The sequence below is a fragment of the Streptomyces kebangsaanensis genome, from assembly GCF_001906585.1.
Classification (GTDB): Bacteria; Actinomycetota; Actinomycetes; order Streptomycetales; family Streptomycetaceae; genus Streptomyces; species Streptomyces kebangsaanensis.
Genome location: NZ_JUJA01000092.1, coordinates 13825 through 25410 on the forward strand (window position 1 = coordinate 13825; position 11586 = coordinate 25410).

The 11586-nt window shown below is 71.7% G+C and carries 9 protein-coding genes and 1 pseudogene; 3 read left to right on the forward strand and 7 right to left on the reverse strand.

Going from position 1 to position 11586, the window contains the following annotated elements; genetic code table 11:
* Positions 1-1119: winged helix-turn-helix domain-containing protein (locus RH94_RS13770; RefSeq protein WP_234425749.1), on the forward strand; the 1119-nt coding region annotated here is incomplete at its 5' end.
* A 3-nt stretch (positions 1120-1122) separates the two neighbouring features.
* On the opposite strand, the gene RH94_RS13775 is transcribed toward RH94_RS13770, so the two are convergent.
* From RH94_RS13775 to mtnA, 7 genes are all read right to left on the reverse strand, one after another.
* The gene (locus tag RH94_RS13775; RefSeq protein WP_073947901.1) at positions 1123-1869 is read right to left on the reverse strand and encodes a response regulator; all 747 of its coding nucleotides are present in this window, start codon (positions 1867-1869) and stop codon (positions 1123-1125) included.
* A 207-nt stretch (positions 1870-2076) separates the two neighbouring features.
* Positions 2077-2769 carry a ribosome hibernation-promoting factor, HPF/YfiA family gene (gene hpf / locus RH94_RS13780; protein WP_073947902.1) on the reverse strand — a complete coding sequence of 231 codons (693 nt, stop codon included), beginning with the start codon at positions 2767-2769 and terminating at the stop codon, positions 2077-2079.
* 312 nt (positions 2770-3081) lie between these two features.
* Positions 3082-3963: a ComF family protein gene (locus tag RH94_RS13785; protein WP_073947903.1), complete on the reverse strand. Its 882-nt coding sequence runs from the start codon at positions 3961-3963 to the stop codon at positions 3082-3084.
* Between the two features lie 106 nt (positions 3964-4069).
* Positions 4070-5902, reverse strand: a complete 1833-nt coding sequence (locus tag RH94_RS13790; RefSeq protein WP_073947904.1) for an LpqB family beta-propeller domain-containing protein — start codon at positions 5900-5902, stop codon at positions 4070-4072.
* Entirely contained in the window at positions 5892-7976 is a 2085-nt protein-coding gene (gene mtrB, locus RH94_RS13795; RefSeq protein ID WP_073947905.1) for an MtrAB system histidine kinase MtrB, read from the reverse strand. The genes RH94_RS13790 and mtrB overlap by 11 nt, the downstream gene beginning before the upstream one ends.
* Position 7977: 1 nt before the next feature.
* Entirely contained in the window at positions 7978-8667 is a 690-nt protein-coding gene (mtrA, locus tag RH94_RS13800; RefSeq protein WP_198668611.1) for a two-component system response regulator MtrA, read from the reverse strand.
* Positions 8668-8778: 111 nt separating this feature from the next.
* Positions 8779-9921 (reverse strand): S-methyl-5-thioribose-1-phosphate isomerase, encoded by a 1143-nt coding sequence (gene mtnA / locus RH94_RS13805; protein WP_073947907.1) that lies wholly within the window; start codon positions 9919-9921, stop codon positions 8779-8781.
* Between the two features lie 140 nt (positions 9922-10061).
* Here mtnA and RH94_RS13810 point away from each other — a divergent pair, with 140 nt between their 5' ends.
* Entirely contained in the window at positions 10062-11390 is a 1329-nt protein-coding gene (locus RH94_RS13810) for a glycerophosphoryl diester phosphodiesterase membrane domain-containing protein (RefSeq protein WP_073947908.1), read from the forward strand.
* A gap of 4 nt (positions 11391-11394) precedes the next feature.
* Positions 11395-11586: pseudogene (locus RH94_RS43295) on the forward strand (DUF4129 domain-containing protein); the annotation flags it as partial.

An 11586-nucleotide genomic window follows, 5' to 3' on the forward strand; every position in this document is an offset into this window, starting at 1 on the left:
GTCCTGCGGGCCCAGGGCTTCCTCGGCGCGCCGGACCGGCGGGCCGGGGTGCGCGGCGTCCTGCGCCACCTCGGCGCCGTCCAGCTCGACACCATCTCGGTCCTCGCCCGCTCCCACGAGCTCGTGCCCTACGCGCGTCTGGGCGCGGTCGGCCGCACGACCGTCGACCGCGCCTACTGGACCGACACGCACGCCTTCGAGTACTGGTCGCACGCCGCCTGCATCCTGCCCATCGAGGAGTGGCCGCACTTCGCCTTCCGCCGCCGCGCCTACCGCAACCGCCCGCACTGGAACCACGAGCTGCCCGACGGCGCCTACGAGCAGGTCGTCAAGCAGCTGCGCGCCGAGGGCCCGCTGACGGCGACGGAGCTGGGCGGGGCGAAGAGGACCAGCGAGTGGTGGGACTGGTCCGGCTCCAAGGTCGCCGTCGAGCGCGCCCTGATGTACGGCGAGGTGGTCTGCGTCGAACGCCGGGGCTGGAAGCGGGTGTACGACCTCGCCGAGCGCGCCGTCCCGGAGCGGCTGCTGCACGACGAGCTGGACGACACCGAGTGCCTGCGCCGCCTGGTCCGTCTGGCCGGCCAGTCCCTGGGCGTGGGCACGCGCGCGGACATCGCGGACTACCACCGCCTCAAGGGCGAGCAGGTCGACGCGGTGATAGCGGACTCGGGGCTGGTCCCGGTCACGGTCGAGGGCTGGGGCAGGCCGGCCTGGGCGGACCCGGCGGCGCTCGGGACAGCCCCGCGCGGCCGCCACCGGACCACACTGCTGTCCCCCTTCGACTCCCTGATCTGGGAGCGGGCCCGCACCGAACGTATCTTCGGCTTCACCCACCGTCTGGAGGCCTACGTCCCCAAGCCCAAGCGGGTCCACGGCTACTTCGCGATGCCGGTGCTCGCCGGAGGCCGCCTCGTCGGCCGCGTGGACCCCGCCCGCGAGGGACGCACCCTGGTCGCCAAGCAGGTCGCCCTGGACGGCGCCGGATCCGTACCCGCGGTCGCCCGGGCCCTCGTCGAGGCGGCGGGCTGGGTGGACTGCACGGACGTGCGCGTGGAACGGGTGGACGCGCCCGAGCTGCGCGAACCCCTGGCCCGGGAGCTGACCCGCGCGCTCGGCTGAGCGTCAGCGGATCTCGAGGATCTTCTCCCGCATCGCGTACACCACCGCCTCCATCCTGGAGTGCAGCTGGAGCTTCTCCAGGATGTTGCGCACGTGGTTCTTCACGGTGTTCTCGGAGATGAACAGCTCCTTGGCGATGTCCCGGTTGTTCATCCCCGTGGCGACGAGCTTGAGGACCTCCAGCTCACGGTCGGTCAGCCGGGGCGCGGGGACGAGGCGGCGTTCGTCGGTCCGCTGGATCATCGACTTGAACTCGGTGAGCAGCTTGGACGCCATGGACGGGCTGATCTGCGACTGGCCGTCGGCCACGGCGCGGATGGCGGTGGCCACCTCGTCCGTGGAGATCTCCTTGAGCAGGTAGCCGGTCGCGCCCGCCTTGATCGCGTCGTAGAGGTCGGCCTCCTCGTCACTTATCGTCAACATGATGATCTTGGCGCTGGGAGCGACCTCCTTGATGGAGGTGCACGCCTCGATCCCGCCGCGCTTGGGCATCCGTACGTCCATCAGCACGATGTCGGGCAGCAGATCGGCGGCCTTGTCCACGGCCTCGGCGCCGTCACCCGCCTCGCCGACCACCTGGATGTCCTCCTCGGCGGCGAGCACGATCTCCAGGCCGCGGCGGAAGAGGGCGTGGTCGTCCACGACAAGGACTCTGATCGGCTCCTTGCGCGCAGTGCCCGCGTCCGGGCCCGTGCCGACGACGTCACCGTCGGCATCCTCGTCCCGCGTCGGTCCGAAGCTGTCCGCCATCGTTGTCCTCCCCCTGAGGCTGTGGCCTGGTGTGCGGTGCCGTGGCCAACCCAAGGCAACGGCCCATCCGTTGAGCCGTTGCCGCCATGATTCCATGTCCGGCCGACACTGCGGTGACCAAGCGGGGCGCGAAGGGGTCGCACGTCGGTGCCCCTGGGGGCGCACACGCGCAACCAGGGGCACCGTCTCAGCTGTCGGCCGGGTGGGTCAGCCGCCCAGGGTGCCGCCCGCCTCGGGAGAGGGCGCCTCAGTGACCATCGTGTCCGTCCTGAGGTGGATCACGCCGTAGTCGTAGGCGTGCCGTCGGTAGACGACACTGGGTTCCTTGGTCTCGGAGTCGACGAACAGATAGAAGTCGTGCCCGACCAGCTCCATCTCGTAGAGGGCCTGGTCGAGGGTCATCGGAGAGGCGACGTGCGTCTTCTCGCGGACGACGAGGGGACCGTCCCCCTGCACCTCCAGCGAGCCGACCTTCTTCGTGGGCACCTGGCCCGCTTCCTCTTCCGTGACGGTCTGGCCGCTGCCGTTCAGCGTCGCAGCGCCCGGGACGTGGTCGGGGACCTCGGCGGCCGAGATCCGGCGCGCGCCGCGCCGCGAGAAACGCTTGTCGTGCTGCTTGCGCAGCCGGGCACCCAGTTTCTCCGCCGCCAGGTCGAGTGCCGCGTACGGATCGCTGGCCGCTGCCTCCGCCCGGATCACCGGACCGCGGGAGCGGAGCGTGATCTCCACTCGGTCACTGCGGTCGGCCTGTCGGGGGTTGGGCTCCTTGGACACCTCGACGTCGAGGCTGATCACCTTGCCATCGAGCTTCTGGATCTTCTCCAGGTTCAGCTTCTCGGCCACGTGCTTGCGGAACCGCTCGGGCACCTCGGTCTTGCGGCCCTTGACGACGATGTCCACGCAGAACTCCGTTCCCGGATCGCTCCGCTACACCGGCGGAGCATCTCCCTTTTCGCACCCGGTTCCGGTGAGCCCGGAACCTCGGACTCGGTGACGTGCACCTCCTCCCCCATGGGCAAGATCTCCACCCAGCCGGTGCGGGTGATTACGAAAACCCGCAGCACGGCATTCGGATATGGCGGGGACGGCCTGCGGCTTTCCCTCACACCCCGAACATATCTCGCCCGGACGGATGACGTCACCCTCTACCGCGGCGTACCTCCGTTCAGGTAAATTGACCCTCTCATTACCTGCAACGATGCAAGTTCGCAGTCAGTTCCGGTTCTTTTCGAAAGAATCCGGAGAGGACGCGACGACGGCCGCACAGATCACGCCGCCGGCGCCATACACACCCCCGATTTCCAGTGCGTCGTACACCGAGTTCCCCTCTTTCTGTGTTGCTTGCTGCCTTGCTCCGGACTTCCGTTCCCCCATCCCTTCCCGAGTCCGCGCCGCATACACGGCCGCTTTCACCGCACGTGCCGCTTCCGCCAGGGAGGCGCCCGTCGTCATGAGGTCGTCGACCAGCACCACCGGGCCGCCCAGCAGCAGCCCCGCACCGCCCGCGGCCACCTGAAGCGCACCGGCGAGGTTGTCCAGCCGCTGCCGGGAGTTCAGCCCCGACTGGTCGGCCACGGGGCGCCGCTGGCGCAGCACGGCCAGCGCCCTGGCCGGCGTTCCGGACCGCCGCAGCTCACCGGCCGCCGCAAGCGTGATCCGCCGCACCGGATCATGCCCGCGGGCCCGCACCGTCCGCCGCGCGGACGGCACGGAGACCAGTAGCACGGCCCCGCCCACCGCCCACGGCAGCCCCGCGTCCGCTGCCCCTGTTCCTGTTCCTGTTCCTGCCCCTGCCACGCCCGCCGGCAGCCCGGCCCGCACCGCGCCCGCCAGCGCCGTGCCCAGCGGACGCGCGAGAGCCAGCGCGCCCCGTTCCTTGTGGGCGAGCAGGGTCGCCCTGACCGCGTCCGCGTACGGAGCCGCCGCGTACACCGCCGGCAGTCCGGGCGGCTCCGGCACCGGACGCACCCTGCGTGGTGCGTCCCTGCTCAGGGCGGCCCGGCACCGGGGACAGAGCACCGTACGAGGCCGGCCGCAGCCCCCGCACTCGGCCGGCAGTACCAGGTCGGTCAGGTCCTGCCACCACCCGCGCATGCACTCCACTGTGCCAACGCCGCACCGTCCCGGCCAGCCCTGTGGACAACGTCCTGTGGACAACTCCGCCCACGGCGACCAGAGCTTCCCCCACACGGAGGAGTGCTCAGCCCGGATAGACCGGCGCCCACCCGGCCTTGACCACCTTCTGCCACTGCGCCCCGGACGGCAGCCGGACGATCCCGTCCTCCGACGAGTACGCCACCAGCGGCAACCGGTCGTCCTCGGACGCGGCGATCGACTGGACCCCGGTGAGCGCGGCGGGCGGCGAGCCTTCCGGCGTGGAGCCGTCGACCTGGACGTACCGCATCGTCTGCACGCCTCCTTGCTCTCGCCCGGCCACCACGAGCCGGCTGTCACCGGCCCACGACATGGCGGTGACATTCTCCAGCTCCGGCGCCGCCGAACGCAGCTCCAGCACCGACACCACCGGCCGGTCCCCCGAGCTGTCGTCCCGTTCGATCCGCCCGATGAGCAGGGACTTGCTGTCGTCCTTCGCCTGCACGACGAGCGCGATCCGCACCCCGTCGGCGGCCACCCGCACCGCGTCGACGCGCCCGTTCAGCCCGGGAACACGCACGTCGAGCGGCTTTCCCTCGCCCTGCTCCAGCACCAGCAGCCGCGGCTGGGCGGGATCCCGGTCGGCCACCCACAGGTCGCCTTGCGCGTCCCAGCTCGGCGCCGTCAGCCGGTCGGCCTCGGCCTTGCCGCGGCTCTGCAGCACGGGTGGCTCAAGCGGGCTGCCCGCCGCCAGCGAGCCCACGAACAGCGACTTCCAGTCGGAGCTGACCCCTGCCACGGTGCGCTCGTCCCAGGACACGGCCGCCGACGCGAGCTGCTGGACGCCCTCGCCCAGCGCGCCCGGCACCGGTTCCGCGCTGGTGCCGGTGCCGGGCATCCGCACCAGTCGGCGCTTGTCGTCGACAAAATACAGGTAATCGGACCGCTTCACCGGCCCGCGCCTGGCGACGGACCCGGCCCGGCCCTCTCCGAGCGCGCACAAGATACTGCCGTCGGCCCGCTGCAGCTCGACCGTGTCCACCGTGGGCGTCAGGTTCTGCAGCGTGAACAGCAGCTGGGTCGCCATCTCCCAGCACTTCTCGCGCCCCACCTCGGAGGCCTTGCCGTTCAGCGGCACGGTCAGCTTGTTCTGGTCGTCGGGTGTCAGCGCGGTGACGCCGCCGCGCAGCGCCGTACCGGTCGGGAAGCTCGACCTGACCACCGGCTTGAGCCAGTTCGTGGGCCCGGCCAGCAGGGAGCGCACCATCTGCGTCATCGCGTCCACACGCCGGCGCACGTAGACGGGATCGGCGACGGCCGTCGTCGACGTCCCCGACTCCGCCCAGGTGTCGGAGGCCAAGTAGTACTTGTTGACGGACATGTAGTTGCGCTGGAAGTCCGACTGGCCCATGACGACGCCCTGCGGCAGCACGTCGATGCGCCACTGCCCGCTCTTCTTGTCCCGTGTCAGATGCACCGGCTGGCTGTAGGGCCCGGTCAACGACGTGTACGACTGCTGCTCGTCCACCCGGGCCACCTTGCTGCCGGTCAGTGCGACCGCGTAGTCGTCGGTGGCGTCGCGCCCCGTCGTACGGTCGACCCGGATGCCCGGGCCGTCGGCGAGCACGGTCGTGGACGACTCCGGCCGCCACTGCCGCGCCGCCGTTTCCGTCAGATACTGACGGGCCGTCGCATACTGCGGGTCGTCGCTGGTCAACGCCTCCAGGAAGCCCTGAAGGATCTCCGCGGGCGGGGCGCCCTCCCGGGGCGGTATGGCGAACACCCGTACCTCGGTGTCCCGACGCGGGGTGGACTCCACATCCCGCAGGTCCCCGCTGTCGGGCATCGTGGCGCACCCCGCCAGCAGTACGACCCCGCAGGCGGCGTACGCCACCGCGCGCACCGGCCGCCGCACGCCCCCCTCGCGGTCAGCGCCCACGAGATGCCTCCCCTTGCTGCGTCACGTCCCGCGGCCCGACCCTCTCCGGAGCCGCGGAGCCCTCCGACCCGTTCCCCGCCGTCTCCACCGCGGGCACGGCCTCCTGCCCTCGTGCGTCCGAGGCCGGCCGGGGCACCACGCGCGCGCCGTTGCCGGGCAGCGCCGTCGGATCGGCCGTGGGCGGCACCGCGACCGGCCGGGACGCGATCGGGCCCCGTGCCGAGGCCGTACGGTCACCCGTCGCCTGCACCGGCACGGTCGCACGCTTCTCTTCCCCTCTGGGCAGACCGGCGTCGTCGAGTCCGCGGTTACGGCGCGAGTCCTTGGGCTCCAGCGGTATGGGCGAGCCCCGCAGCGGCTCGTCCGCGGTCCTGGGCAGCGTCAGCCGGAACTGCGAGCCGCCACCCGGCTCGCCCCACGCCTGCAGCCAGCCGCCGTGCAGCCGGGCGTCCTCCAGGGCGATCGACAGCCCCAGGCCCGTACCGCCCGTGGTACGCGCGCGTGCCGGGTCCGCCCGCCAGAAACGGCTGAAGACACGGGTCGCCTCGCCCGGCTTGAGCCCGACGCCGTAGTCGCGCACCGCGACCGCGACCGCGCCGCCGGCCGAGGCCAGCTTGACGACGACGTCCCTGCCCTCACCGTGCTCCACGGCGTTGACGACCAGGTTGCGCAGGACGCGCTCCACACGCCGCGCGTCGGCCTCCGCCACGACGGGCTGCTGGTCTCCGACGACCCGGATCCGGGTGCCCTTGCGCTCGGCCAGCGGCTCCGCGCCGCCGACGACCCGGTGCACGACTTCCCGCAGATCGATCGGCTCGGCCTCCAGCGCCGCCGCACCCGCGTCGAAACGGCTGATCTCCAGCAGGTCGGCGAGCAGCGACTCGAACCGGTCCAGCTGGTCGGCGAGCAGCTCCGCCGAGCGGGCGGTGACCGAGTCGAAGTCCTCGCGCGCCTCGTGGATGACGTCGGCGGCCATCCGCACGGTCGTCAGCGGCGTGCGCAGCTCGTGCGAGACGTCGGAGACGAACCGGCGCTGCATCCGCGACAGGTCCTCCAGCTGCTGGATCTTCAGCTGCAGGTTCTGCGCCATCTTGTTGAAGGCCTCGCCGAGCCGCGCGATGTCGTCCTCGCCGGTGACCTTCATCCGCTCCTGCAGCCGTCCGGCCGACAGCCGCTCGGCGATCCTGGCCGCCATCCGCACCGGCGTGACGACCTGCCGCACCACCAGCCAGGCGATGGCCCCGAGGAGCACGACGACGAAGAGACCGGCCGTCGTGAGGGTCCCCTTGACCAGGCTCAGCGACTTCTCCTCCTGGCTGAGCGGGAAGAGGTAGTACAGCTGGTACGGGTCACCGTTGGGGTCGTTGACCTGCTTGCCGATGACCAGCGCGGGCTGGGAGCCCTTGTCGCTGTCCTTGTAGACGATGCGGGCGTAGCTCTGGGCGGCCACCATGCTGCCGTTGATCCGCGCCCGCAGCTCCTCGGGCACACTCGCCGTCGGGTCCACGCCGCCGGAGGCGCGCGGACCGCGCCCGCCGCCGCTGTCGTCGCCCGCGGCGGGCAGCGTGACCACGTCGAAGGCCCCCTGGCCGCCGCTGGAGAGCGAGGACACCAGGTCACTCATCCACTGGATGACGTTCTGGGAGGAGCGGCCGTCCGTCGTGGAGGCGGCCTCACCGGTGGCGGTCGCCGCCTCGTCGGCCCGCTGCTTGGCCACCGCGAAACCGCCGGTGGCCTGGCTCTGCGACGCCTTCACCTTGGCGTCCAGCAGCCCGTTGCGCACCTGGCCGATGACGACGAACCCGAGCAGCAGGACGACGCCCAGCGACATCAGCAGCGTGGTGACGACGACCCTGAGCTGGATGTTGCGCCGCCACAGTCGCATGACGGGCAGCAGCGGCCGGCGCACCCAGCGCAGGAAGAGACGCAGGACCGGGCTGCCCTGCACGCCGCCGTGCAGCAGCCCCCCGTCCAGAAGGCGCCCCCAGCGGGAACCCGCACCCGTCCGGCCGACAGGCCGCCCCGTGCGGTCCCCGGTCCCTCCGGGCGCCGGGGCGGCACTGTCCCCCGACACGTCAGCTCGGTCCGGCCTTGTAGCCGACACCTCGGACGGTCACCACGATCTCGGGCTTCTCCGGATCCTTCTCGACCTTGGAGCGCAGCCGCTGCACGTGCACGTTCACCAGACGGGTGTCGGCCGCGTGCCGGTAGCCCCAGACCTGCTCCAGAAGCACCTCGCGGGTGAACACCTGCCACGGCTTGCGGGCGAGGGCGACCAGCAGATCGAACTCCAGCGGCGTCAACGCGATCGACTGCCCGTCCCGCTTCACGGAGTGACCGGCCACGTCGATGACGAGGTCACCGATGGCGAGCTGCTCCGGCGCCGGCTCCTCCGACCTGCGCAGCCGCGCCCGGATACGGGCCACGAGCTCCTTCGGCTTGAACGGCTTCACGACGTAGTCGTCGGCCCCGGACTCCAGGCCCACCACTACGTCCACGGTGTCGCTCTTGGCTGTCAGCATCACGATCGGCACCCCGGACTCCGCCCTGATCAGGCGGCACACCTCGATGCCGTCCCGGCCGGGCAGCATCAGGTCCAGCAGTACCAGGTCGGGCTTGGTCTCACGGAAAGCGGCCAGCGCCTTGTCGCCGTCGGCTACGAAAGACGGCTCGAAACCTTCCCCACGCAGCACGATCCCGAGCATCTCGGCCAGTGCGGTGTCGTCGTCGACGACAAGGACTCGTCCCTTCATAAACGACATCATCCCATTCTCGTAACGGCTGCGGAGATCCAGGTGAGGGAGTTCACTGGCCTGTGACGATAGTCGTACCGACTCGCTACTGTCTGCCCTCACCCCGAGAACGGGGTGCCGTCCCTACCCGGCCGCCGTCCGCCGCGACCTGGCGCACAGCTCGGCCAGGCCCTCGGCCGTCACCGGCGAGACGGTGCCCTCCTCGGTGACGATCGCGGTCACCAGCTCGGGCGGAGTCACGTCGAACGCCGGGTTGTAGGCCTGCGTGCCCAGCGGCGCGACCGGGATGCCGCCGCCGGCTCCCGTGACCGGGACCTGAGGTGCGATGATCTCGGTCACCTCGTAGCCCGGGCGCTGCTCGACCTCGATCGCCACGCCGTCCGGGGTCTCCAGGTCCACCGTCGTCACCGGCGCCACCACGATGAACGGCACATGGTGGTAGCGCGCGAGCACCGCGAGCGGATAGCTGCCCACCTTGTTCGCCACCGAACCGTCGGCGGCGATACGGTCCGCGCCGACCAGCACGGCATCCACCTCACCGGCCGCGAACAGCGAGCCCGCCGCGTTGTCCGTGAGCAGGGTGTACGCCATGTCCCTGCGGGCCGCCTCGTACGCCGTCAGCCGCGCGCCCTGGAACAGCGGCCGGGTCTCGTCCACCCACAGCCGCCGCAGCCGTCCCGCACGATGCGCCGCGAGCGCCACCGCGAACGCCGTCCCCTCCCCGCCCGACACCAGTGACCCGGTGTTGCAGTGCGTGAGGACGCGGTGCCCGCCACCGGGCTGCAACTCGTCCAGGAGCGCCAGCCCGTGCTCGGCCATCCGCGCACTGGCCCGGGCGTCCTCCTGGTGCAACTGGCGCGCCGCCGCCAGCGCCGCCGAGGCCGCCCGCCGGACGTCACCGGTCCTGGCGAGCACCGCCTGATGAGCGGACCGCGCCCGGCGCACACCGACGGAGAGGTTGACCGCCGTGGGCCGGGCACCCGCCAGCGCCGTCGCGGCCTCGTCCACGTCGAAGCCGCGCGCGGCGGCGAGCGCGACGCCGTACGCCCCGGCGATGCCCAGCAGCGGAGCCCCGCGCACGGCCAGCGACCGGATCGCCTCCACCAGCGCGGAGGCGTCCGTGCACACCAGCTCGACCTCCTCGGCGGGCAGCCTCGTCTGGTCGAGGAGGACCAGGACCGGGCCCTCGGGCGGCTCCTCCCAGCGGATCGCCGGTGTACCGGTCGGCCGGTTGTCCTCGCGGGTCTGCGCGTACTGATCAGCCATGCCGTCAGTCTGCCCCGTATCCGGCGGACAATTGAAGGTACGCAGCCGCCACCACCGCCGGTCGCCCGAAGACCACCCCATGGCACGATGGCAGCCAACCTGCCGCCGCGACCGCGGACGGGCACCGTGAAGGAGCGACGATGAACGACACTCCGGGCTGGTCCTCGCCCGGATCCGCCCCGTCCGACGGACAGGAACCCGGTGCGTCCGGGCCTGCCGACGCCGCCGGCCGCCCCGGCCCCGCACAGCCCGCGGACCGGCCGGGCGAACAACCGCAGACCCCCGGCGTGAAGTGGTCCAAGGAACAGCCGCCACCCGGCCAGTGGTCCGCGCCCACGGGAACCCCGGCCCCCGGCCGGACCCCATCGCCGCCACCGCCCGCCCCCGGCTGGGGCCAGGCCGGCTACGGCGCTCCGGGTGGCTACGGCGGTTACGGCGGCCCGGGTGGCCACGGCGCCTGGGGCGCGGGCTGGGGCGGCCTGCCGCCCGCGGCCAAGCCCGGCGTGATCCCGCTCCGCCCACTGGGCCTGGGCGAGATCCTCGACGGCGCGGTGACCACCATGCGCACCCACTGGCGCACCGTCCTGGGCATCTCCCTGGTCGTCGCGGTCCTCGTCCAGACCATCGTCACTCTGGTGCAGCGCTTCGTCTTCGACGACGCCACCAACCAGGTGCTCAACGACCCGAACGCCACCTTCAGAGAGGTCAGCCGCGCCATGGGCAACCTCCTGCTCGGCTCCGGGGTCGCCTTCATTGTCCAAATCGTCGGCATCATCGTGGCCACCGGGCTGCTCGCGACCGTCACCAGCCGCGCAGCCCTCGGCAAACCCGTCACCATCGGCGAGGCCTGGCGGGACGCCCGCCCACAGGTGCTCAAGCTGTTCGGGCTGGTCTTCCTGTTGCTGCTCATCAGCGTCGGCATAGTCGCCGTCGGCGTGCTGCCCGGCATCATCGTGGCCGCCACGGGGTCGCCCCTCGGCGGCGTCGCACTGGCATTCCTGGGCGGCGCCGCCGCTTTCGTGCCCGCTGTGTGGCTGTGGATCCGCTTCTGCCTGGCCCCGCCCGCCCTCATGCTGGAGAAGCAGAGCATCACCAAGGCGATGAGCCGATCCGGCAAGCTGGTCCGCGGCTCCTGGTGGCGGCTCTTCGGCATTCAACTGCTGACCGTACTCATCACGTTCATGCTCTCCGTGGTGATTGCCCTCCCCTTCGCCATGATCGCCCTCGTGTCCAGCGGGGACGGTATGGCCGACTTCATCAACGGCACCCCCGAACTGAGCTGGACCTACCTGGTCATCACCGGGATCGGGTCGGTGATCGGCCTGGCGATCACGTTCCCGATCCTGGCCAACGTCACCGTGCTGCTCTACATCGACCAGCGCATCCGCCGCGAGGGCCTCGACCTCGAACTGGCCCGAGCCGCCGGCGTCCCGAGCCACGGTTCCGGCGCGACCACCCCGGGGAGCTGATGGCGTGAGCCCGACGGGGGGACTCCTCACAGCACTGCCGGCGCTTCCACGCGCGCCCGCCGCGACCGAACCACCGGTGACCCTCCCGCGTGATCCCGCGCGGGAGGCGGCCCAGCGCGAACTGTCCAAGGGCATGTACCACGAGCACGACCCCGGCCTGCTGCAACGCGCCCTGAACGCCTTCTGGGACTGGCTC

What these genes read in the sequence shown, in the direction of transcription:
- RH94_RS13775 (WP_073947901.1), bottom strand. Translation starts at nt 1,869, where the DNA reads ATGGCGGACAGCTTCGGACCGACGCGGGACGAGGATGCCGACGGTGAC.
- RH94_RS13785 (WP_073947903.1), bottom strand. Translation starts at nt 3,963, where the DNA reads ATGCGCGGGTGGTGGCAGGACCTGACCGACCTGGTACTGCCGGCCGAG.
- mtrA (WP_198668611.1), bottom strand. Translation starts at nt 8,667, where the DNA reads ATGATGTCGTTTATGAAGGGACGAGTCCTTGTCGTCGACGACGACACC.
- mtnA (WP_073947907.1), bottom strand. Translation starts at nt 9,921, where the DNA reads ATGGCTGATCAGTACGCGCAGACCCGCGAGGACAACCGGCCGACCGGT.
- RH94_RS13810 (WP_073947908.1), top strand. Translation starts at nt 10,062, where the DNA reads ATGAACGACACTCCGGGCTGGTCCTCGCCCGGATCCGCCCCGTCCGAC.